We start from the raw sequence: 22,692 nt of genomic DNA on the forward strand, positions 1-22,692 counted from the left end.
CCCGCGACCACGCCCGCTAACATAAAGAATGCCAACACATTACCACGATGCCGAGCCCGGCGCACGCGCTGGCCGTCGGCATGGTGGCGCTGCATCCCTGTGGCGACCGAGGGCATGATTCCTGCTGTCCCAGCGAGGAACATCCACACCAACCCCATAGGGCCTTCCATGGTGCACAAGCTCGGAGTCATTGGCGCCGGCGTGATCGGACGATTGCGTGCACGGACGGTGCACGAGGACCCCCGGACCACGCTCACCGCCGTCTTCGACCCCGATCCGGCCGTCGCCGCCGCCTCCGCCGTGGGCGGCGCGGTCCCCGTGACCACCCTCGAGGCCTTCTTCGAGCAACCGCTCGATGGGGTGATCATCTCCTCCCCGGTGCATCTGCACGAGGCCGCCTGCGTCGAGGCCTTCAGCCGCGGGCTGCACGTGCTCTGCGAAAAGCCGATGTCCAATACCGTGGACGGATGCCAGCGCATGGTGGCGGCGGCCGTGGCCGCGGACCGCGTGCTGGCGGTGGGCTTCCATCAGCGATTCCTCCCCTGATGCAGTACCCGGCACAGGCCGCCGGCACCCTGGGGAGATCGACCCCACTCTTGGGGGCGACGGTCGGCCACTTCCGCGCCAGTGGCAGTACCGCATGCCGGATCGGGCGGCGGCGACGATGGACATCGGCATCACATGGCTCTCTTCCGGCAAAGGTCGGCCGGGGCGGGTCTGGCAGCTGCCCGGCTCGGAAGACAACGCGATGGCCATCTTCCACAATCAGGCGGGCACTCCGGCGAGCTATCACGCGACCTGGAACGAATGGGCCGGCTTCCGCGTTGCCGTGGAAGTCTATGGTCGCCTGGGGATGGTGCGCGGCTCCTACGGACCGATGCGCAACACCCTCATCACCCACGAGCGCCCCGGCGCGCCGCGACACACCGTCCGCAAGTTCTACCCCGATGTCATCCTTCGCGAGAAGTTGAAATCGTGGACCGTCACGACCCAGATGTCCTTTGCCGATGAGCTGAACGACTTCATCGCCCGCATGGAAGGGGGCGTTGGCGGCGATCTCGCGGATGGGCATGACGGTCTCCGTTCGATCGAGGTCGCCTACGCGCTGCGCCAGAGTTCGGAGAGCCGCCAGGTGGTGCAGCTCCCGCCGCTCGGCAGGATGCGTTGACCGAGCCGCTCCACCCCTCCGCCATGGCACCACCTCGAACTGCGCCCGAACTCAGCGTGGTGGTCACCGTGGTGGAAGGCGGGGACGCCGTGCCGCGGTTCTTGACCGCGCTCTGCCAGCAGCAGCACGCGCCCTCGATGGAGATCCTCGTCCCGATCGACGACAGCGTGCGCGATCTGCTCGCCCTCGCGCCCGCGTTCCCGACCGTGCGATTCCTCGATCTGGGGCAGGTGTCCACCACGCGCCCGATCACGAGCCCCGGCGGCCAGCACGAGCTGTACGATCGACGTCGTGCCGCGGCGCTCGCCATCGCGACTGGCGACATCGTCGCCATCCTCGAGGACCGCGGCGTGCCCCGCCCGGACTGGGCGCGCACCGTGGTCCAGCTGCATGCGCAGCCGTGGGCCGTCATTGGTGGGGCGATCGAGCCCGCCCCTAGCGGACTGATCGAGTGGGCGCTCTATGTCTGCGACTTCTCCCGCTACGCGCTGCCGCTGGCTGCCGGACCCGCCGCGTGGGTGAGCGACGTGAATGTGACCTACAAGCGGCATGCGCTGGAATCGACCCGCGCGCTCTGGATCGATCGATTTCACGAGCCGGCGGTGCACTGGCAGCTGGTGCGGCAGGGCGAAGTGCTCTTCCTCACGCCGGAGCTGGTCGTCGATCACTACCGGACACCGAAGCCGATGCTCGTCTCGCTCGCCGAACGATTCCACTGGGGTCGACTCTTCGGCTACATCCGGGCCGGCGAGCTGAGCGTCGGCAAGCGACTGCTGCTGGGATGCTCGTGGCCACTGGTGCCGCTGGTGGTGCTGAGCCGGCACGCCCGGGTCCACGCCCGCCGCGGGGATGCCGGGCGATTTGTGGCCGCGACGCCCGCCATCCTCGGCTTCCTCGTCGCCTGGGCATTGGGCGAGGCGATCGGCACCGTCACCGGTCGACCGTAGCCCGTGATGCCCCACCCGCCACCAGCTCGCGTCCGCCACGACACCGCTGTCGGCCGCAGCTTCCTCAAGCTCGGCGTTGGTGAGGCCGCCGCTCGGATCATCGCCTTTGGCGCCACCGTCTATCTGGCACGCACCCTCGGCGCGTCGGTGTACGGCGTCATCGTCCTCGCCACGGCGGTGATGCTGTACCTCACCTTCCTCACCGACTGTGGCGTGGATGCACTGGGTGTGCGCGAGGTCGCCGCCGCACCAGAAGCGCTCCCCACGCTGTTGCCGAGCACGTTGGGGGCGCGACTGATGGTCGGCACCGCCCTCATGGTGCTCACGGTCGCCGTGGGTGCCCTGCTGCCGCAGCCTGACGGGGCGATCATCGCGGCCTACGCCTTCACGCTGCCGATCTATGCGCTCGGGACACGCTGGGTGCACCTCGGGTTGGAGCAGTCCGGTCGGGCATCGATCGGGCGGCTGCTCAGCGAGTGTGTCACCGTGGTGCTGGTGCTGGCGCTGGTGCGCGGCCCCGACGACCTCGGTCGGGTGCCGATGGCGCAGGTCGTCGGCGAGGGCCTGGGCGCGATCATCCTGCTTCGCCTGCTGCCGGCGCCGCTTCGCGCGCTCCGCGTCGTGCTGGAGCCGGCGCGAATCCGGACGCTGCTGCAGCAATCGTGGCCACTGATCGCGCATGCGCTCCTGGGGCTCGCGATCTTCAACAGCGACTTCATCTTCTTGCGGATCTTCCGCGACTCCGCCGCGGTCGGCATTTACGCGGCCGCCTATGCCCTGATCAGTTTCTTCCTCAACCTCGGCGCCACGTACACCATGACGCTCCTCCCGGTCATGACGCGCGTGCGGGACGATCGACCGGCGGTCACGGCCCTCTACGACGGCTCGTTGGCGCAGGTCCTCGCGGGGGCGATCCCGGTGGCCGTCGGCGGCGCACTGGTCGCGCCACGACTGATCGTGCTGGTGTTCGGCGCGGACTATCTGGCCGCCACCTTGCCACTGCAGATCCTGCTCTGGTCGATCCCGGTGGCCCTGATTCGCAACGTCTCCCAGAGCGCCCTCATCGCGTATCAACGGCAGGACCAGTTGATGCTCACCGCCGCCTGGGCCGCGGGCATCAACGTGGCGCTGAACGTCGCGTTGATCCCCGGGTGGGGTCTCGCCGGCGCCGCGGTGGCCACGCTCGCGACCGAGGTGCTCCGGACCGCCCTCGCTGCGAGATACACGCACCGGCTCGGGTTGCCGATGTCCTCGCCGTGGCGGTTTCGCCGGGTGATCGTGGCGTCGGCGGCGATGGCTGCCGTGGTCTGGTGGCTTGGGCAGCAGCCCCTCGGACTCGTCGTGGCCGGCGGCGCCCTCGCGTACCTGCTGGCACTCACGGCGGCCGGTGGCATCACGCTCCGTCGGGGCGCCTTGCCGGAACTCACGCCATGAACCCGATGGCCTCGAGGCAATCGCCGATCGGCACCATCATGCAGGTACTGCCGAAGATCGGGTCGGTGCTCCGCAACCTCGAGCCGACATGGCATCTGCCCTCCCTCGACCTGCTCGACGCCGAGTTCGTGGCGCACCACCGGATCAAGGCGCTCATCTGGGATGTCGACGGCACCATCACCAATTTCCATGACACGACGGTGGCCGACGAGGCCCGCGCCTTTCGCACGCTGTCGTCGATCCCCGACCTGCAGCACGCTATCCTTTCCAACGCCGGCGAGGATCGCTTTCGGGAACTGGGCACGATCTTTCCCGCGGTGCCCGTCCTGAAGGGATATTGGTGGGAGGATGCGGTGGCGCTGCGGCAGATCCTGCGCGGTGAGGATTCCTGGTCGGCCGAGCAGGTGGCCGAACGCGCCGCGGCCGGCGCGATGCCGCTCCGGAAGCCGCACGGTGAGCTGGTGCTTGCCGTGACACGCCATCTGGGGCTCGTACCACACGACGTGGTGATGGTCGGCGACCAGTACTTCACTGACATTGCCGGTGCCAATCTCGCAGGCGTCCGGAGCATCAAGCTCTCGGCGATCGGCCCGGAGTCGCTGCCTCGCAGTATCAGGATGGGCCAGATGGTGGAACGACTGGTCTACCGTCTGCTCCACGGCGCCCCCGTGTGGGAGCGCCCACGTGATCGTACCATTGCCCGGGAGGGCTGATGCGCCCCGTTGAACTCACGGTCGTCATTCCCTCGGTCAACGGACTCCACGACCTGATCGGCTGTCTCGAAGCGGTCGAGCGGATGCGCGACGGCCTCGCGCTCGAGGTGCTCGTCGTCGACCGGCTCGGACCGCTGGTCCGGGAGTTGGTGCGTTCGCGCTTCCCGGAGGTGCGCCTGCTTCCCGTGCCGGCCTCGACCACCATCCCCGAGATGCGGCATCTCGCCTTTCAGGAAGCGCGCGCCGACGCAGTCGCGGTCATCGAGGACCACGTGATCGTCCCGCCGGAGTGGGGACGAAAACTGCTGGATGGTCTGGCCGCCGGCCACGACGTGGTGGGCGGGCCGATTGCCAATGCTGCCGATCAGCGCTTGCTCGACTGGTCAACCTTCCTGTGCGAATACAGCGCCTGTCTCCCCCCGCTGCCGGAGGGCGCCGCCAATTGGCTGCCAGGCAACAACATCGTCTATCGCCGCGCGCTGCTCGAGCGCTTTCGCGAGGTCACGGCCGAGGGGAAGTGGGAGAATCGCCTTCACGACGCGATGCGGGCGGAGGGCATCACGCTGTATTGTGACGCCTCCCTCATCGTCGGGCACAAGAAGCACTTCGGCTTCGTCGAGTACATCTCCCAGCGCTACCTCTATTCCCGGTCGTATGCCGGGGCGCGGGTCGCTGGCGCGCCGACGGCCCGGCGCCTGGCGATGGGGGCCGCGGCGCTCGCGCTGCCGCCGTTGTTGCTGCTGCGGATTCTCCGGGGCAATCTCGCCAAGGGCGTGCCGCGCGGATTGGTGGTCACGACGACGCCCTTTCACCTGGTCTACGTCAGTGCCTGGGCCGTGGGCGAGATTGTCGGATACTGGTTCGGACCGGGCGATTCACTGGCCAGGGTCCGGTAGCCCGCGGTGGCACGGAACTGGCGCACGAGGGATCCCATGGCGATTACCGATCGGTCAGACGCACCCACCCCGCCGGGCCGCATGGACCCTTGGTATCGGCTCCTGCGACCGAGCCATTGGACCAAGAATCTCTTCGTCCTCGCCCCGCTGCTCTTTTCGGGGCGCGCGCGCGAGGTGGACGTGGCGATCTCGGCCGGGATGGCTTTCGTCGCCTTCTGCTTCGCGGCGAGTTCGGTCTATGCGTTCAACGACGTGCTCGATTGTGACGCCGACCGCAACCACCCGACCAAGCGGCTCCGGCCAGTCGCCGCCGGCCTGATCACCACCAGGCAGGCAATCGCGGTGTCGGTCCTGCTCGCGGTCCTCGCATTGGCCGTGGCACTGCAGGCGCACCTGCAGACCGCAGGGTGGGTCGGCCTCTATCTGGGACTCAACCTGGTCTATTCGTTCGGGCTCAAGCGCGTGGTGCTGCTCGATGTCTTCGCCATCGCCAGCTTCTTCGTGCTCAGGCTCCTCGCCGGGGCCGCGGCGGTTGCCGTCCATCCGTCGGTCTGGTTGCTCCTCTGCGGCGGCCTGCTCGCGTTGTATCTCGGCTTTGCCAAGCGGCGGCACGAGTTGTCGGCACTCGGCGACGCCTCGGCGACGCATCGCACCGTGCTGGCCCAGTACAGCGCGCCATTCCTCGACCAGATCTCCTCCGTCCTGCTGGCCGTGACGATTGTCTCCTACCTGATGTACTCGCTCACCTCGGACACCGCCATGCGCGTGGGGACGGAGGAGCTCAGTTACGGGATTCCCTTCGTGCTGTACGGGGTGTTTCGCTATCTCTATCTCGTCCATCAGCGCGATCAGGGGACGCCGACCGACACGGTGCTCTCCGATCGGTGGCTGCTCGCCACGGTTGCGCTGTGGCTCGTGTACAACGCGTGGGTGCTCTACCGTCCCTGATGGTGTCCCCCTGATACCGTCGCAGGGTGACGGATAGACGGACTCGTTTCGCCCCTCCCGGAGACCCATGACCCGCGCTTCGATGGCCGTTCGCCTCTTTCTCACGGTATGGTTGGTGTACGCGGCCTTTGCCACGACCAACGTGGTCCGCGAGACCTACCTCGCCGTCTCCCTCGGGGAGCGGCTTTCGGTGCGCGTCGACCCCTATCTGGGGCTCCATCCTGACCTGTTCGAAATTCCTGGCCGCGGGGCGTACATCAACAGCAATCCCGGGGCGTCCTTGGTCGGCGCCATCCCGTACGCCCTGGCTCGCCCGGTGATTGCCGGGCTCTTTGCGCTCCGACCGGAACTCGCCCGTCCGAAACCGCCGACGACGTACGATGACGCGCGCCCGAACCGCACCACCTTCATGAACGAGATGCGCGCGCGCGGGCTCGACGTGCGCCTGGCGCTGGCCGCGCTCGTGACGCAGGTCGGACTGATGGCACCACTCGGGGCGCTCGCCGCCGTGCTCCTCTTCCGCTACCTCTCCGCACGGTATCGGGACGATCGGCTCGCGCTGTCGCTGTCACTGCTCTACGCCCTGGGAACGCCGATCTTCTTTCGGTCGGCCTTCCTCAACCAGAACGCCCTGTTGGCCCACCTCGTCCTCGGCGTCTGGCTCGTCCTCACGTGGCCGACGACCACGGAACCCCCCGTCTCCCGTCGGGGGCCGTGGGTGATGGCCGGATTGCTGCTCGGAGTCGGGCTTCTGATGGACTACAGCGCCGCCCCGATCGCGTTGGTGTTCGGGGGGTGGGCTCTCGTCGAGGGATGGCAGCGCCGCGGGGTGCGCGGGGCGGTGGAGCTGGGCGGAGCATGCGTGACTGGTGCAATCGGTCCCGTGCTCCTGCTGTTGGGGTACCAATGGCTGGCCTTCGGTTCCCCGTGGTTCCCGGCGCAGCGCTACATGCCGGCCACGCCACTGAGCGTCCGCGGCCTGAGCGGCATCACCCTTCCCGATCCGGAGCTGCTCTGGCGGATCCTGATCGACCTGCGCTACGGACTCTTCGCCTTCTGTCCCCTCCTGGTGGCCGCGCTCGCCGCACCCTGGGCGCAACCGGCCGACGGCGACCTCGATCGTCGCGAGCGTGCCGTCGCGTTGCTCGCCGTCGCCGCACTCGTCCTGTTCAACGCCGCGAACCAGTTCGCCTACCTGCAGTGGAACACCGGCGTTCGCTATCTCGTGCCGGCCGTCCCGCTGCTCTTTCCGCTCGTCGTCCCGGTGCTGCGTGGCCTGCCGCGCTGGGCCGCCGTCGGACTCGTGGCCCCGACGCTGGTGATTTCGCTTGCCGTCTCGATGATGCGGGAAGATGTCGCAGCATCTCTGACGCTACTTTTCACCGTCGGCCCGACCCTCCCCGTGCTGCTCACGCTCCAGAAGACCGCGGCCGCGTACGCGCCCGCGCTGGCAGGGGGCGTGCAGCCGTTCGGCGCCTTGGCTGTGCTGGGACTCGCCGGCTGCGTCGTGCTGATCTGGCGCGTCCGACGCCGCCCGGCGGTGGGTTGAGTCATGGACCATCTCTGCAACGCCTGCTCTGTCGCCGCCTCCGGGGGGGAATCCATGGTTCGGCCACTCACAACCGGGTCAGCGTGGCGGTGGCATCGGATCGTCCGGTGCGCCGTCGTGACGATCGCGTGCCTCGCGCTGCACGGGTGCAATGACTCCGCCGTCGACCAGCGTCCCTTTCCTCCGCCACCCTCCCCGCCCGCACCGCCCCCCCCGGCCTCGCAGGTGACCGCCACCATCACCGCGGACACGTCGACGCGGTTTCAAGTGATGACGGGGTGGGAGGCGGTGACGCAGGCCGGCCAGGACGAAGCCGGGTTTGCCGGCTGGCAGCAGCAGTTGCTCGATCTGGCGGCCAACGATCTCGGACTCAATCGGGTCCGACTCGAGATCCGTGCCGGGGTGGAACATCCCGTGGACCATGACGCCGCGTACTTCGCCGGCACGATCACCGAATCCGAGTGGCGCCCCACGCGGTACGTCGTGGTGAATGACAATGCCGACCCGAACGTGATCAACCCGGCGGGATTTCACTTCACCGCACTCAACCGATCCGTCACGACCGTCGTCCTCCCCCTCCGGCAGCGCCTGGAGGCGAGGGGCGAGCGGCTCTACGTGAACCTGAACTATGTCGCCTTCAATCCCAGCACGGGCACGACGCACCTGGACCCTGCGGAGTATGCGGAGTTTCTGCTCGCGGCCTTCCAGCACATGCAGCGCACGTTCGGCTTCGTGCCGGACGCGGTCGAGGTCATTCTCGAGCCCGACAACAAGACTCCGTGGCGGGGGACCCTGATCGGACAGGCCGTGGTCGCGGCTGGCAATCGGCTCGCCGCCGCGGGGTTTGCGCCGGAGTTCATTGCACCGTCCACCATGAGCATGGCGAACGCCGTCCCGTATCTCGATCAGATGGCGGCCGTCCCGGGTGCCCTGACGTACCTCAGAGAGGTGTCCTACCATCGCTACGCCGGCGTCTCCGATGCGAACCTCGCCGCGATCCGCACGCGGGCCAGCCAGCTCGGCCTCCGCACCGCGATGCTCGAGCATATCGGCAGCGACGTGGAGGACCTCTTCCGGGATCTGACGATCGCGAACGTCTCGGCGTGGCAGCAGTTCACCCTGGCGTATCCAACTCCGGACAACGGGGCGCAGTATTACACGATCACGGGCGGACGCCCCGTGATGGGAGCGCGGACGGGTCCGCTCCGCCAGTACTTTCATTACGTCCGCCGGGGTGCCCACCGCATCGCGGCGACGAGCGACAACGCCGATGTCCGGCCGGTTGGCTTCACCAACCCCGGGGGTGGCCCCGTCGTCGTGGTGCACGCCAAGGGTGCCGAGACGCTCGCGGTCCGGGGCCTGCGCCCTGGTCGCTACCTGATCACCAACTCCAATCCCGCCGCCGTGCTGGCGACGACGGCGACCGTCGGCACGGACGGCGCGCTGCGCTTCGAGGCGATCGCCGGCGTCATCACGGTCGCATGGCAGCCATGACGCCAGCTGGCGTGCCCGCCCCGGTCCAGCCGGGCGAGCGCTGGCGGAGCGTGCTCGCCTGGGCGCTCGCACTCGTGCTTGGCCAGCTCACCTTCCTGCAACTGGTCGAGGCGGGCCCGGCGGTCGGGTACCAGCATCTCGGATCGCTTGGCACGCTGATCAGCACCAAACCGCTGCTGCTCGGCAGCTATGCGGGCTACGCCATGGCCGTGCTGCTGGGTGGCTGGGCGATGCGGGGCCACTGGGCCGCATGGGCATTCCCGCGGCGACTGGCTCTGGTGCTCGTGGTGGTCTTTGGCTCGAGCAGCGTGCTCTCCGCCTCGCCGGTCGACTACCTCGTCGAATCCGCTCTCCTCTTCGCGGTGCAGCTGATCGCGGCCGTGAACCTCGGCCTGATCGCCGTCATGCTTCCCCAGTCCACCGCGCAGCGACTCGGCGAGGCAAGTGCACGATGGCTGGGGAGCGATTCGTCCGACGGGGTCGCTCGCGACGGGTGGGCCTGGGCCATCGGACCCGCCGTCGTCGTCCTGATCGTTTCGGCGCTTCTTGCGATGACCGTCTACCAGCGTCGACCCCACATCCCCGATGAGGTCGCGTTCTTCTTGCAGGCCAAGTACTTCGCCAAGGGGCTGTTGTGGATGCCGGCACCGGCCGTGCCATCCGGCTTCGGCGTTGACTTGATGACCATCGACGGCACGCGCTGGTTCTCCGCCATGCCGCCGGGATGGCCGGCCGTCCTGGCGATCGGCATGGCGGCTGGCGGCCCGTGGCTCGTCAACCCGATCCTCGGCGCTGTCAACATCGTGCTGGCATACGCCGCATTGCGATTGATCCTGCCCCAGCGGACCGCGAGAATCGCCACGCTCCTGCTGGCGGTCTCGCCGTGGCATCTGTTCCTGGCCATGAGCTACATGAGCCACACCTTCAGTCTGACCCTGGCGCTGGTGGCGAGTCTGGCCGTGGCGCGCGCATGGCGTGGCGGGTCCGCCTGGTGGTGCCTGCTCGGCGGCGGGGCCATCGGGTTCGCCAGCGTGAATCGCCCGCTGGAGGGCGTGGCCTTGGCGATGATCTTCGGGGCCGTGACCCTCGGCATGCTCGTGGGTCACCGGCGGCTGGGACCGTCGCTCCTGCTCGGGCTAGGCACCCTGCTCGCCGGCGCCACAGGACTCGCCTACAACGCCGCCATGACGGGTCACGCCTTGACGTTCCCGGTGGAGGAGTACTTCCGGCAGGTATACGGTGTCGGACGATACGAGATCGGGTTCGGCCCGACGCGCGGCCTCGGCTGGCCCGGGCTTGACCCGCTCCCGGGGCATGGCGCCCCGGATGTCCTCATCAACGGCCTGCTCAACCTGTTCCAGGTGAATACGGAACTCTTCGGTTGGGCATGCGGCTCGATCGGACTGGTCGTGCTGGCGCTTGCTTGCAGGCGTCCACGAGGCGTCGAACTGCTCATGCTTCTGAGCATCCTCGTCGTCATTGGGCTGCATTCCCTGTTCTGGTTCAGCGGAGGTCCGGACTTCGGCGCCAGGTACTGGTTCCTGATCATCGTTCCCTGCGTGGCGCTGGCAGCGAGCGGCCTCCGATGGCTCGAAGGCGAGGAGGCCAGCCGCCAAGGACGGGCCATCGCGATCGTCGGGATCCTGTGCATCGGCTCGCTGGGGGCCTTTTCCCCGTGGCGCGCCCTGGACAAGTACCATCGCTACCGAGGGATGTCCTCCGATGGTGCTGCGGCCCTCGCGAAGTCCCCCGAGGCGGCAGGGGGACTCATTCTGGTCGCTGGCCGTCGATTCCCGGAATTTGCCTCGATGGCATCGTACAATCCGGTCGATGTTCGGGTGCGCACGGGCACCATCCTTGCTTGGGACAGGGATGCGGCGACGCGGGCCGCGCTGATGGCCGCCTATGCGGGCCGTCCCGTGTGGCGCCTCCTCGCCCCGCAAGCCCCTGGCGGCGCATGGTCCCTGGACGGCCCCCTCGGTCCGGATTCGGCGCTGGAATCTCCCCATTCTCCTGAAAGGCCTACGAAGTGACTGACATGAACGCTGACCTGGTGCGGCACCGCCGGCTGACGCGACAGATCATCTCGGCGTTCGACAGCCCGATCGTGCGCGCGTACGGTCGGGCGAGGTTTACCATCATCAATGCGACGATCCTGGACATGCTGAGCCGCTCCCTGCAGGGCAAGCATCGCATCCTGGAAATCGGCTGCGGGTTCGGGTTGTTCGGGTCCTACCTTGCCGCTCGTGATCCGGAGGTGCGCTATCATGGGATCGACCTGAACGCGAAACGCATCGAGTTGGCACGCTCCGCCGCCGCGCGGCTTGGACTCAGCAACACGCGGTTCGATCATGGCGATGCGCGAGGGGATCTCCAGCTCGATCCGGAATACGATGCGGTCCTGATGATGGACTTGCTGCATCACGTCCCCGACCCGGCGAAACATCGCCTGATCGAGACGGCCACCTCCCGTCTCGCGCCCGGCGGTCACCTGGTCATGAAGGACATCGGCCGTCGGCCCTGGCCCAAGCTGTTCTTCACCTGGGCGCTGGATGTCGCCATGACGGGCGGATTCGACATGTGGTACTGGGATGAGCAGCGGTTCCGTGATGCGGTCCCGTCCGACTGGCGGCTGGAGGCCTATCCGATCAGCGATTGGCTCCCCTACCCACACGTCCTGTACCTGGCCTCCCGGGCGCCGGTGCCGCTGGTCGAGCCGGCGGGGCGATGATGCCCCCCGGGGGCCGAGGTCGGGCGGCCTCGGTCTAGCCTCGCACCGGTTGGGCGCGCTGCTCCGCCACGACGTCCCGGATGATGGTGGCCAGTGGCGTCTCCGGACGGAAGTCGATCATTGCCTTCAGACGCGTCAGGTCAGGAATCCGGCGGTGCATGTCCTCGAACCCCTCGGCATACGCTTCCTCGTACGGCACGTTCACGATCGGCGAATCGCTCCCCGCCGCCTCGCGCACCATCTCCGCCAACTGTCGGATCGACACCTCTTCGTCCGAGCCGACGTTGAAGACGCCACCGATCGCATTCGGATTGCCGATCAACCGCAGCAGCGCCTCCACCGCGTCCTGCACGTGGCCGAAGCAGCGTTGCTGGTCGCCGGTGCCATAGACGGTGATCGGCTCGCCGGCGAGCGCTTGCCGCACGAAATTCGGCAGCACCATGCCGTAACGTCCGGTTTGCCGAGGCCCCACAGTATTGAAGAAGCGGACGATGATGACTGGCACGCCCTTCTCCCGCAGATAGGCCAGGCCCAGCCACTCGTCGAGCGCCTTCGAGCAGGCGTAGGCCCAGCGCGAGTGCGTCGTCGGCCCGAGCTGCAGGTCGCCATCTTCGCGGAACGGAAGGCTGGCGCTCTTGCCGTAGACCTCCGACGTGGAGGCGATCAGCACCAGCTTCTGCTTCTTCGCCGCCGCCGCGAGCACCACCTCGCTCGCCTTGACGTTGGTCTCGATGGTGTGCACCGGACGTTCGACGATCAGTCGCACGCCGACGGCGGCGGCGAGGTGGATCGTCACGTCGCAGCGGTCCACGCACTCCGAGACGAGCGGCACGTCAAGCGCCGAACCAATGCGGTAGCTGAAGCCCGGTCGGTCGACCAAGGCTGCAATGTTGTCCATGCTGCCGGTGGAGAGGTCGTCCAGGACCAGCACCTCGTCGCCTCGATCGATCAACCGCGTCGCGAGGTGGGAGCCGATGAAGCCCGCGCCGCCGGTAATCAGGTACCGCATGTCCGACCTCAAGAGTTGGGAGAAGGCACTCGCGCGCCCTGACGATCGGCGGCCGCAGCCCGCACGATCTCAAGGTATCTAGGGATCACCGTCCGCTCGGTCCAGAGCGACTCCAGCGCCTGCCGCCCAGCCAGGGCGAGGCGAGCCCGATAGCCCGGGTCATGCAGGAGCCGAGCCATGGCCGCGTCAAGCTCCGCGCGTGTGGCGAACACTTCGCCACCACCGGAGGCCGCCATCAGTTCGGGCAGCGGGCCAAGCCGTCGGGCCAGCACCGGCGTCGACTGCCGGAACGCCTCGAGGAGGATGATACCGAATGTCTCGTAACAGAGCGACGGCACCAGCAACCCGACGGCACCCCGATACCATGCCGCGAGCTCCGTGCTTGGCACCCGGCCCAGGAAGCGGACTCGAGGGTTGCCCGCAGCCTGCGCGCGCAGCGCCTCACCATACTCGCCGTCGCCGGCCACCACCAGATCGGTGGGGCCGTCGCCCTCGAACGACGGCAACACGTCCTGCAGCCCCTTGATCAACTCCAGCCGACCGACGAAGAGGAAGTACGGCCGCGGGTGCGGGGCGGCGTCGCCAACCACCGGTGCCTCCGCTTCCCCCTCGGGCAGGAAGTAGGGCAGGACGTCCATCTCCCGCGGGAAACCAAACTCCCGGTGCTTGTCGCGACTGAACTCGCTCATCGCGATGAATCGGTCGATGTGCCGCAGGTTGCGCTCGAGATGCCCGGTCCAGCGCCACCACTGGGGTGGTCGGCGGTACTGCAGCTGGCAACTGAAGCATTGCCGTCCCGTGCACACCTCGCGTCCCTTCCGCCAGAGGACGTGCGTGGGACAGACCAGCCAATGTTCGTGCGCCATGTAGAGCTTGATCGCGTCGCCGTACGAGAAGAGTCCGGGGCCACCAATCAGCGACATGTTGTGGAAGTTGATGACGTCGAACTGCCGCTCGTCGAGGAGCCGCTTGATGCGCCGTCCGTTGACGATCGGCCGGCCAGTCTGCTGCGTGAGCAACGGGGAGAGCACACCGAGTCCGCTGCGCAGCGGGATGACTTCCAGCCCCTCCGGCTCGGGCTCGGCCGGCGGTGCCGGCCGCTTGGCGAGTGCCTCGTAGGCATCGACGTCGTGGATCACCGTGACCTGGTGGCCGGCGCGGACCAGTCCCCGAGCCAGGCGCTGAATCCCGATGCCGTCGCCACCGAAGTTGTAGGGGGGGTAAAAGGTGGTGAGGAAGCCGAAGCGCAGCTTGCTCATGCGGCCGCCTCGCGCAGGGCCGCCAGCGCCGCGCGTGCACTCGAGTCCCAGGTGAGCGAGAGCGCCCGCTCGCGCGCGCGGCGACCCATGGCCGTGCGCGCTGCTTCATCGGTCATCATCTGCTCGAGGGCGTGGGCCAACGCGCTCTCGTCACCCGGCGCCACGAAGATCCCGCCGCCCTCGAGCAATTGTGGCAGCGGGCTGGCGGTCGTCGCGATCACCGGCGTCCCCGTCGCCGCGCCCTCAACCGGCGGGAGGCCGAAGCCTTCGGACGCCGACGGCAGCACGACGGCGAGCGCGCCGGCCAGCAGGTCACGCACCGCGTCGTCCGGCAGGAAGCCGGTCCAATGCACGAGGGCCTCGGTGCCGCACGCCTCGACGGCCGCGACGATCGCGGCTTGATCACCATGGAAGGCATCCCCCGACCGCGCTCCGATCAGCAGCAGGTGCACCGGCTCGCCGTGCAGTCGCGCCGTCTTCGCGTGCGCCCGCACCAGGATGTCCACGTGCTTGTGGGGAGAGAAGCCCCCGACGTACGCGAACCAGCGCGCGCCAGCCGGCAGTCCCACCGACGCGGCCGCGCGATGGATCGCGTCCGTCGGAGGCGTGGTTCGGTAGAGCTCGGCCGGCGCCAAGGGGGCGACTCGGATCCGTTCCGCCCGCAACCGGTGCACCTCGGCGATCTCCCGCGCCGCGTAGTCCGAGATCGTCAGCACCAGGCGCGCTTGTCGAAGCGCGAGGCTCACCTTCGCACGCCAAAAGAGCCGAGCTCGTCGCGATGGCAGTGTCAGCTCGGGGAAGCGCTCGGCGATCGCGTCCATGACCGTCACGACGGCCGGCAACCGGAGCGGCAGCGGGAAGTAGGTGTATACCGTCGGCGAGAAGAAGACATCCGGACGGTGACGGCCGACCGCGCGAGTGAATCGCCACATGTCGGCGGGCGACCGTGCCGAGTCGGCACTCGCGGCGGTCGTCGGCGAGACATGCTGCGGGACCACGATCGTCCGGATATTTGGGGCATCGAGGGTGAACACCGCCTGGGCGCGTTCGTCGAGGAAACAGACGAATTCGTCCTCCGGGGCGATGCGGACCATCGCCGTCACCAATTCGCGCGTGAAACGACCGTAGCCCCGGGCGTTGGCCCAGCAGGTCGCGTCGATCCCGATGCGGAGGCTCACGTGGCCACGCGGGGCACGCCGGCGCTCGCCGGTGGGCGTGACCTTTGGTGTGGCATCTGTGCAACAGTCATGGGGCTCCTGAGGGGGCGACGCAACAGGGTCATCAGGCGGGGCCGCCTGCCGGTGGTGCACAAGAGCATCTTCCATGCCTGCCCCGGCCGGGAATTGGCGTCCATGTTGCGCCGCGGAGGTGCCTCCCCGCACATTCCGCCTTCCCAAGGCGACATCGCCAACCTCGCAGGTCGGCCCCGGCGACGCCATTCCGGGGGTGCCCTCCTTCCCACTCCTCGTCGCGGGCCCCCCGCTGGAGCAGCTTGGTGACCCTGCTGATGCAACGTCTCGAGCGTCTTCGGGAATTTGGCTTCCTCGCTCGGCATCATGCCGATGGGGTGTCAGGGGTCGCGGCATTGCTGTCGTGTTACGCGAAGACCTTTGGTGACCCGATGAGCACCGAGGAGGTCGCCCTCCCGCTCCGCGCAGGGGGAGTTCGCCGAGAACTCGCCATCCGGGCGTGCGACATCTACACGGTCGCCGAAATCTTCCACGAACGCCAATACGAGCTGGCACGGCCGCTGGGCCCGGCCCCCGTGATCGTCGACGCGGGGGCGAACGTGGGCGTGGCCTCGTCCTGGTTTCTGATGGCCCACCCCGATGCGACCCTGCTTGCGATCGAGCCGGTCTCGAGCAACTTCCTTTGGTTGGCGAAGAACCTCGGGGCGAATCCACGGGCCACCGCCGTGCAGGCCGCCCTGGGCGCGGAGGAGGGCACCGTGATGATGGCGCTTTCCCGGCACGGCGCCGAACATGCGGTGGCAACGGCCCCCGGCGATGGCGGCAGCGAGCCGGTGCAGAGTCGGCGGCTCGACCGTTTGCTCGACGAGCACGGGATTGCCCAGGTGGACCTCCTCAAGCTCGATGTCGAGGGCAGTGAGCTCGCCGCGTTGGCGGGGCTCGGGGACCGACTGGGGCAGGTCCGCGCGATCGTCGCCGAGGTGCATGAACGGCAGATCGATGTCGACGCGTTCTATGCGCTGCTGGCGCGGCATCATTTTTCCGTGGTTCGCCGCAGGTACTACCGTGAGGGGCAGGAGAGTGGCGTACACACCGTCGAGGCCTGGCGAGACTGACGCGCGCCCCCGGAATCACTTCAACGAGGACATCGCCAATGATTGAACGCCGCCGAATGCTGGGAATGGCCGTCGCCGGAATCGCCGGGGTCAGCATCCCTGGGACGCTGCAGGCCGCAGGCGCCGAATCGATCGAGATTGGCGAGTGGCTCGAGAGCATCTCGAAGAAGAAGGTCCGTGCCTTCCTCGATATCCGCAGCTTCATGCCGGATGGCACGCCGTTCCGGAAGGCGTCCAATCTGCAGCGCGCGCTGATCGATGCGCACGGGGCGAAGCCTGAGGAGGTCGGCATTGCCTTCGGGGCCGGCTCCGCGTCGATCGCGCACGTGCTGGGTCCCAAGGTGTGGGCGGAGTATGGCGTGGGCCGCAAGGTCGCCGGCGCGGCCAAGACGCCCGAGGAGGCCGCGTCGCTGCGCACCGATCCCGCCAAGTGGTCGGCCATCGGAGGCGAAGGCGTCGCCGCGATGCGCGCCTCAGGCATCCGCGTCCTCGCCTGCCGCAACACCATGGGACACTGGGCCCAGGATTTCGCCAAGGAGACGGGCGAGAACGTCGAGGTCGTGAATGCCAAGCTCATCGCCGGGCTTCATCCGGGTGTTGAACCGGTGCCGGCGATGATCGCGGCCGCCGTGCTCGCCCAGGGCCGTCACCTCTCGTACGTCGCGATCGGATAATGACACCGAGGGGGACATGGATCCGGCGGGGAGCAGCGGTGTGGCTCCTCGCCTTGCCGCGCGGTCGGCCGGCTTTCCCTGTGCTCGCCTCGGAGCGTGTCGATGCCGTTTGAATCGCGCGCATCCGGCACCCCCGCCCTTCGGTTGCTCGACGCGGCTGTGCTGGGCGCGGCCATCCTCTCGGTGGCCTTCCTCATTTGGCGGACGCCAGCGCCCGATGGTCCCGATCTTATTCCGAGTACGTGGTTCGTGGATGCGGTATTCGCCGGCATTGGCATGGCGCTCTTCTTTGTCTGTTGGCGATTGCGGCGCTCATCGAGTCTACCGGCGCGTCTGATTCCCGCCCTCCTCACGATGGTGCTCGCTGGCATGGCGATGGCGCGACTTCGTCTCCTGAACTACGAACGGGATGCCGCGTCGCCGCTCACGCTCGCGGGGGCCACCAGCGCCTCTGCCGGCGGAACACCATTGAGCCCTGGTGAGGCAGCCGAATGGGCAGTTCGCGTCGCGCTCCATGCCGCCCCTCATGAACGGATAACGGACGACACGATTGAGATCCCGGCCAACTGGCCTCTCCCGGCCACGGCAACGCTTGGAGTACGCGACCGTGCGGAACGAGGCCGCGAAATCTGGGCTCGAGTGGCTGGGGCTCAGGGCACGGTGACCTGTCACGTCAGCGTCGCGCCCGAGGGCGAGTTCACCGCGGACCTTCAGTTCACGCCGAGTTGCGACACCACCACGGCGCTTCCGGCAGGCGTGGTGCTTGGGCCCCCTGTCCGGGGTGCGGGCAGAACGTCCCTACCCTCGCCACCGTCCGGGGCCGCGCCCTGGGTTCAGCATCGCGGCAATGCGAGTCGAGCGGCTGCCGCGCCGGGAGGGCCTTCGACACCGACTGCTTGGCATGCCACGACCCATACACCGGTTCGAGCCGACGTCAGCGTCGTGGGTGAGTTGGTGCTGGTGGGAGGACACGGGAGTGGATTGCTGGTCGCGCTCGACCGCTCCAATGGTGTGCGTCGGTGGTCGGCACAGCTTCCGAACTGGATCCATCAGGCACCGGTCAGTGATGGGCAGGTTGTTGCCGTTGGGTTCGGCGACAACGACCGCTCCTTTGGCGGACATGCCCCATCCGGCGTGGCGGCCTACGATCTGGTCTCAGGACGCCGGCTCTGGACAGAATTCGAGAACGGCTCGGTGATGACCTCCCCGGCGATCCACGATTCGATCGTCGCGTACGTCACCTCCAATGGCGTGCTTCGAGTTCGTCTCCTCGTGACGGGACAGCTGCTCGGAACGACGCAGCTCCCTGGCGGGGTCATCATGGGGCCCCCGGTACTGACTGGTGACACGCTCGTTGTCACGCTTGACCCCAACAATACCTGCGGTGTGGACCTCTCACCGTTGCGAGTGCTCTGGTGTCTGAGACAAAACGGACTGCGGATGGTTGGCCATGCCAGCGCCGCGATCAAGGATGGGGTTATCGTGGCCAGTGGGGTGGCGACTGCGGGCACGCCAGGGCTCTCAAGCTATGTGGCGTTGCCGTTGCGTCTTCAGGCCGAGATGCTCAAGGCCCTGCTCTTCCCGGAGTACCTTGACTATCGGGTCGCCCATTTCCCTGGGCAGGTCTTCAGCGGAATCAACCTCGCGACTGGTAAAGTGCGCTGGACAAGCCCGTTCTTCGAGCGTCGTCGGTCGGTGGACGGCCACACGTCCGGCACGGCGGCCCTTCAGGGCGGGATCGGGGTGATCGTGCTGCCCGTGGCCGACACCGTCGTCGCCTTCGAGCCGACAACTGGCACCATCCGGTGGACCAGTGGTGCAAATCAGGCCCGGGGTGCCCCGCTGATCCTCGGGAACCAGGTGATCATCTCGGGGCGGAATGGCGTCATCGAGGTGCGACAGCTGGAGAGCGGGGTGTTGCAGTGTACCCTGCGCCGCGAAAGGGGCTATGATCGCGCGGGGCCGATCCTCACGGAAGGCATGCTGGTCTTCGCCAATCTCGACGGTGAAATCGAGGCGATCCCGACCGCCGACCTGCTCACCTGCCACGTCGGAGATGGTACATGAGTTCCTCGAATTGGCCCAAGCGCGCCGCCCACGCCCCGCGAGGCGTCGTGCGTTTCGTCGATGCGGCCGTGATCGCCGTGATCGTGCTGTCGGTGGCCTTCCTCGCCTGGCGCGTTCGGAACCACTTCAGTCCCGACTTGATCCCGACCCACCGACGCGCCGATGCGGTGTTCGGCGTCATTGGCGCGGCGTTCATCGCCCTGCTCGTGCCCTGGGGGCGCAACCCGCGGAAGTTCGCTCGCGGCGTGGCCTATCTCGGTGCCCTGCTGCTTGTCGGCATGGTGGTCTCCCGCCTCGCGCTGCTGCGCATGGAGCGGTCCTTCCCGCACCCACTCGCGGCGGCTGCCCATACGATGGGTGATGGATCGGGCGAGATGATCGAACCGGCACTCGACCACAAACCGACCGATGCGGCGGAGTGGGCGGTGCGGGTCGCCCTCCACGTCGGTATCGACTCCGCTGGCGCGCTGCTCCCGATTCCCGATGGGTGGGCGCTGCCTCCGGGCGTTTCCCTTGGCGTGGAGCCACGCGCGAAGGGCGGCTGGGAGATCTGGGCGCAGTACGCGGCGGCGTCGGCCATCGCCACGTGTCACGCACGGGTCGACGTCGATGGCGACGACGTCACCGGGGCCGAGCTCACGCCGCGGTGTGCGAGCAATGCCACGCTCCCGACGGGCGTGGTGCTGGCGCCGCCGCCGCGCGGCGCGGCGGCCGATCCGATCGTCACGCCGGGCCCCGCCGGCGCATCGTGGCTGCAGCATCGCGGCAATGCGAGGCGGGAAGCCGTCCTGGCGTCGCAAGACAGCGCCGGCCCCGGATGGCGCGCGAGCACGCACACGGCGGTGCGGACGGGTGCCAGTGCGTCGGGTGATCTGGTGCTGATCGGTGGACATGGCACCGGGTTGTTGGCTGCCCTCGACCGCCGGACCGGCGCCCGGCGCTGGTCGGCCCGAGCGCCGAACTGGATTCACCAGGACCCGGTGAGTGACGGCCGGATTGTCGTGGTCGGCTTCGGCGATAGCGATCGCTCATTTCTGGCCCGCGCGCCATCGGGAGTCGCAGCCTTCGACCTCGTCACCGGCCGGCGCCTCTGGACCGAGTTCGAGGAGCGCTCGGTGATGACCTCTCCGACGATTCTCGATTCCGTGGTCGTCTATGTCTCTGCTGATGGGACGCTGCGCAAGCGGCTGCTGGCCACGGGGAAGCTCCTCGGCACCATGACGCTCCCCGGGGCGGTCATCATGGGCCCGCCGGTGCGCACCGGGGACACCCTCGTCGTCACGCTCGAGCACTACCACACCTGCGCGGTGGCGGTGTCGACCCTGCAGACGCTCTGGTGTCGCGAGCTGCGTGACCTGCGCATGCTCGGTCATGGGAGCGCCGCCATCGATGACGGCGTGGTGGTCGTCAGCGGCGTGGCGACGGCGCTGACGCCTGGCCTGGGCGAATTCCTGCGGCTGCCGGTCGGGTTGCAGGCCAATCTGCTGGGCAAGCTCCTGTTCCCGAGTTACCGCGATGAGGGCGCCGGCGCCGGACAGATTCTCTTTGCCCTCGACCTCGCGACCGGAGCGGTCATGTGGCGGAGCTCCTTGTTTCCCGAGCGCCGCACGGTGGAGGGCCACAGTGCCGGCACCGCCGCAATCCAGGACGGACTCGGCGTCGTCATCCTGCCGATCGCCGACACCGTCCTCGCCTTTGCCCCGAAGACCGGGGCAATTGTCTGGGGCGGGCAGGCGCACGCATCCCGTGGCCCGCCACTCATCCTCGGCGATCAGGTCATCATTGCGGGGCGTGATGGGGTCATCGAGCTGCGGCAACTCAAGGATGGGGTGCTGCGCTGCACCCTCCGCCGGGACGTGGGATCCGATCGCGCGGGACCGATTGCCGTCGGGGGATTGGTGATCTTCGCGAATCTCGACGGCGAGGTCGAAGCGATTCCGGCATCGGCGCTGCTTGGGTGCACGGCGACTGGCGCGAGCCGACCGGCACCCACACCGTAGCGCTACCGCGGTCGAACGGACGGCGGCGGCGGCACCATGGCACGTTCGGGCGTGGCGCGCGGCAACAGCGGTGGTGACATCGACGCCGTTCGGCCGGCCGTCGCATACGGCACATCATCCGGCGCGCCACCCGACGGCCAGTCGGCGTCCTTCCCCGGCATGTCCGGCCTCGGCTGCGCGTCGATGTAGGCGGCCACGTCCCACGCCTGCTGATCGGTCAGCGTGCCTGGTGCGCCGAAGGGCATGTTGTGCCGGATGAACGACGCAGCGCGCTCGACGCGTGCCATCGAGGCACCGATGCTGTAGGACCTCGGACCCCAGAGTGCCGGCGCGCGCGGCATCGCACCACCGATCCCGGCCCCGTCGGCGCCGTGACACGATGCGCACACGGTGGTGTACACGGTCTTCCCGGCGGTCGGGTCGGGCTGCAGGACCGGAATGCCCGCGATCGCAGGGGCGGGCGCCGGTGCGCCGCTCGGCGCGCCATGCGAGAGGAATGCGAGGTACGCGATGATGTCCTGCATCTCGCGGCTGTCGGACGGAAGTCGGTTGCCGCTGAGGCTGCGGGTGAAGCAGTAATTGACGCGATCCTCGAGCGAGACGACCGCGCCGGCCCGGGAGAGGTAGGCCGGGAAGCGACCATGCACGCCGATGAGCGGGGCCGCGTTGGCTCGACGACCGCCGTCGAGGTGACAGCTGGTGCAATTGAGTGAGCTGGTGGCGTAGGACGGCAGCGAGTCGCGGGTGTCGATCAGCAGGGCGCGACCGCGACGGATGGACATGCCGAGGGGGCCCTCGGGGATCGCGGAGTCCGACGGTGGAGCCCAGGCGGCCGTCGCGACCGCGACCGGCTCTGGCGCCCGCTGCCCGCATGCCACCAGGCCGAAGGCGGCCCCCACGATCGCACTCATGCGCCAACGCGTCATCGTCACCCTCCGTCACGGACCGGCACATGCCGGTGAATGGGAACAGTCGCCGGCAGGCACACCCACCGGTCCGATCCACCGATGCAGGAATTGCGCCGATCCTGAGGCCCGATCCTCAGAATCGACGGGCGCCTCCCGGTCGGTACCCCACTGGTGCCCTCATCCTTCCTTGTTCTTGTCGTCCCAGGCCATCGGCTCCCAGAGCTCGACCTTGTTGCCGTCAGGGTCCATGATCCACGCGAACTTGCCGTTCTCATGGGACTCGGGGCCCTTGAGGACATCGACGCCACCGGCTTTGAGCTGCGCCAGCATCTCGTCCATGTTGTCGATGCGATAGTTGATCATGAAGGCCGACGTGCTGGGGCTGAACCACTTCGTCTCCTTGGCCGCCGCGTTCCAGACCGTCAGTCCGCCATCACTCGCCTTGTCGTCCGGCCAACTGAGGATGGCGCCCCCCCAATCTTCCAGCGAGAGGCCGAGGTGCTGCTTGTACCACGCGCCGAGCGCGGCGTGGTCGCCGGTGCTCTTGAAGAAGACGCCGCCAATGCCGGTGATCCGTGCCATCGTTCCCC

At 68.2% G+C, this 22,692-nt stretch carries 20 protein-coding genes; 15 read left to right on the top strand and 5 right to left on the bottom strand.

Annotation, left to right across the window (positions count from 1 at the left end; all coding sequences use genetic code 11):
- The first annotated feature begins 168 nt into the window (after positions 1 to 168).
- The 11 genes from IPG05_14010 to IPG05_14060 all read left to right on the top strand — a co-directional run bounded on the left by IPG05_14010 (position 169) and on the right by IPG05_14060 (position 11,880).
- A complete protein-coding gene (locus tag IPG05_14010) occupies positions 169 to 546 on the top strand; it encodes a Gfo/Idh/MocA family oxidoreductase (protein MBK6496190.1) in 378 nt (125 codons plus the stop codon).
- A 118-nt stretch (positions 547 to 664) separates the two neighbouring features.
- Positions 665 to 1,168 (top strand): hypothetical protein, encoded by a 504-nt coding sequence (locus IPG05_14015; GenBank protein MBK6496191.1) that lies wholly within the window; start codon positions 665 to 667, stop codon positions 1,166 to 1,168.
- A 23-nt stretch (positions 1,169 to 1,191) separates the two neighbouring features.
- Positions 1,192 to 2,115 carry a hypothetical protein gene (locus IPG05_14020; GenBank protein ID MBK6496192.1) on the top strand — a complete coding sequence of 308 codons (924 nt, stop codon included), beginning with the start codon at positions 1,192 to 1,194 and terminating at the stop codon, positions 2,113 to 2,115.
- Positions 2,116 to 2,121: 6 nt separating this feature from the next.
- The gene (locus IPG05_14025; protein ID MBK6496193.1) at positions 2,122 to 3,549 is read left to right on the top strand and encodes a flippase; all 1,428 of its coding nucleotides are present in this window, start codon (positions 2,122 to 2,124) and stop codon (positions 3,547 to 3,549) included.
- Positions 3,546 to 4,262, top strand: coding sequence for an HAD hydrolase-like protein (locus IPG05_14030; protein ID MBK6496194.1), 717 nt, complete (start codon positions 3,546 to 3,548; stop codon positions 4,260 to 4,262). The genes IPG05_14025 and IPG05_14030 overlap by 4 nt, the downstream gene beginning before the upstream one ends.
- Positions 4,262 to 5,158: a glycosyltransferase gene (locus IPG05_14035; protein ID MBK6496195.1), complete on the top strand. Its 897-nt coding sequence runs from the start codon at positions 4,262 to 4,264 to the stop codon at positions 5,156 to 5,158. The genes IPG05_14030 and IPG05_14035 overlap by 1 nt, the downstream gene beginning before the upstream one ends.
- Before the next feature lie 36 nt (positions 5,159 to 5,194).
- The gene (locus tag IPG05_14040) at positions 5,195 to 6,106 is read left to right on the top strand and encodes a decaprenyl-phosphate phosphoribosyltransferase (GenBank protein MBK6496196.1); all 912 of its coding nucleotides are present in this window, start codon (positions 5,195 to 5,197) and stop codon (positions 6,104 to 6,106) included.
- 67 nt (positions 6,107 to 6,173) lie between these two features.
- On the top strand, positions 6,174 to 7,655 hold the full coding sequence (locus tag IPG05_14045) for a hypothetical protein (GenBank protein MBK6496197.1): 1,482 nt from the start codon (positions 6,174 to 6,176) through the stop codon (positions 7,653 to 7,655).
- 117 nt (positions 7,656 to 7,772) lie between these two features.
- Positions 7,773 to 9,149, top strand: coding sequence for a hypothetical protein (locus IPG05_14050; GenBank protein MBK6496198.1), 1,377 nt, complete (start codon positions 7,773 to 7,775; stop codon positions 9,147 to 9,149).
- Positions 9,146 to 11,182 carry a hypothetical protein gene (locus IPG05_14055; protein MBK6496199.1) on the top strand — a complete coding sequence of 679 codons (2,037 nt, stop codon included), beginning with the start codon at positions 9,146 to 9,148 and terminating at the stop codon, positions 11,180 to 11,182. The genes IPG05_14050 and IPG05_14055 overlap by 4 nt, the downstream gene beginning before the upstream one ends.
- 74 nt (positions 11,183 to 11,256) lie before the next feature.
- The gene (locus IPG05_14060) at positions 11,257 to 11,880 is read left to right on the top strand and encodes a class I SAM-dependent methyltransferase (GenBank protein ID MBK6496200.1); all 624 of its coding nucleotides are present in this window, start codon (positions 11,257 to 11,259) and stop codon (positions 11,878 to 11,880) included.
- Between the two features lie 34 nt (positions 11,881 to 11,914).
- Here the strand turns inward: IPG05_14060 and IPG05_14065 are convergent, their stop codons facing one another.
- Genes IPG05_14065 through IPG05_14075 form a run of 3 tightly spaced genes read right to left on the bottom strand, consistent with a single transcriptional unit; the run spans position 11,915 to position 15,326 of the window.
- Positions 11,915 to 12,889, bottom strand: a complete 975-nt coding sequence (locus IPG05_14065; protein MBK6496201.1) for an NAD-dependent epimerase/dehydratase family protein — start codon at positions 12,887 to 12,889, stop codon at positions 11,915 to 11,917.
- Positions 12,890 to 12,897: 8 nt separating this feature from the next.
- Positions 12,898 to 14,148, bottom strand: a complete 1,251-nt coding sequence (locus tag IPG05_14070) for a glycosyltransferase family 4 protein (protein MBK6496202.1) — start codon at positions 14,146 to 14,148, stop codon at positions 12,898 to 12,900.
- Positions 14,145 to 15,326, bottom strand: coding sequence for a glycosyltransferase family 4 protein (locus IPG05_14075; protein MBK6496203.1), 1,182 nt, complete (start codon positions 15,324 to 15,326; stop codon positions 14,145 to 14,147). The genes IPG05_14070 and IPG05_14075 overlap by 4 nt, the downstream gene beginning before the upstream one ends.
- 317 nt (positions 15,327 to 15,643) lie before the next feature.
- Here IPG05_14075 and IPG05_14080 point away from each other — a divergent pair, with 317 nt between their 5' ends.
- The 4 genes from IPG05_14080 to IPG05_14095 all read left to right on the top strand — a co-directional run bounded on the left by IPG05_14080 (position 15,644) and on the right by IPG05_14095 (position 21,194).
- On the top strand, positions 15,644 to 16,453 hold the full coding sequence (locus tag IPG05_14080; protein ID MBK6496204.1) for an FkbM family methyltransferase: 810 nt from the start codon (positions 15,644 to 15,646) through the stop codon (positions 16,451 to 16,453).
- 38 nt (positions 16,454 to 16,491) lie between these two features.
- The gene (locus IPG05_14085) at positions 16,492 to 17,127 is read left to right on the top strand and encodes a hypothetical protein (GenBank protein ID MBK6496205.1); all 636 of its coding nucleotides are present in this window, start codon (positions 16,492 to 16,494) and stop codon (positions 17,125 to 17,127) included.
- 102 nt (positions 17,128 to 17,229) lie between these two features.
- The gene (locus tag IPG05_14090) at positions 17,230 to 19,194 is read left to right on the top strand and encodes a PQQ-binding-like beta-propeller repeat protein (GenBank protein ID MBK6496206.1); all 1,965 of its coding nucleotides are present in this window, start codon (positions 17,230 to 17,232) and stop codon (positions 19,192 to 19,194) included.
- Positions 19,191 to 21,194 (top strand): PQQ-binding-like beta-propeller repeat protein, encoded by a 2,004-nt coding sequence (locus IPG05_14095; GenBank protein ID MBK6496207.1) that lies wholly within the window; start codon positions 19,191 to 19,193, stop codon positions 21,192 to 21,194. Before IPG05_14090 ends, IPG05_14095 begins: the two co-directional genes overlap by 4 nt.
- A 2-nt stretch (positions 21,195 to 21,196) precedes the next feature.
- On the opposite strand, the gene IPG05_14100 is transcribed toward IPG05_14095, so the two are convergent.
- Positions 21,197 to 22,120: a c-type cytochrome gene (locus tag IPG05_14100; GenBank protein ID MBK6496208.1), complete on the bottom strand. Its 924-nt coding sequence runs from the start codon at positions 22,118 to 22,120 to the stop codon at positions 21,197 to 21,199.
- Positions 22,121 to 22,279: 159 nt separating this feature from the next.
- Positions 22,280 to 22,684 carry a VOC family protein gene (locus IPG05_14105; protein MBK6496209.1) on the bottom strand — a complete coding sequence of 135 codons (405 nt, stop codon included), beginning with the start codon at positions 22,682 to 22,684 and terminating at the stop codon, positions 22,280 to 22,282.
- Between the last annotated feature and the right edge of the window lie 8 nt (positions 22,685 to 22,692).

This window comes from Gemmatimonadota bacterium (genome assembly GCA_016704275.1).
Taxonomy (GTDB): Bacteria; Gemmatimonadota; Gemmatimonadetes; order Gemmatimonadales; family GWC2-71-9; genus Palsa-1233.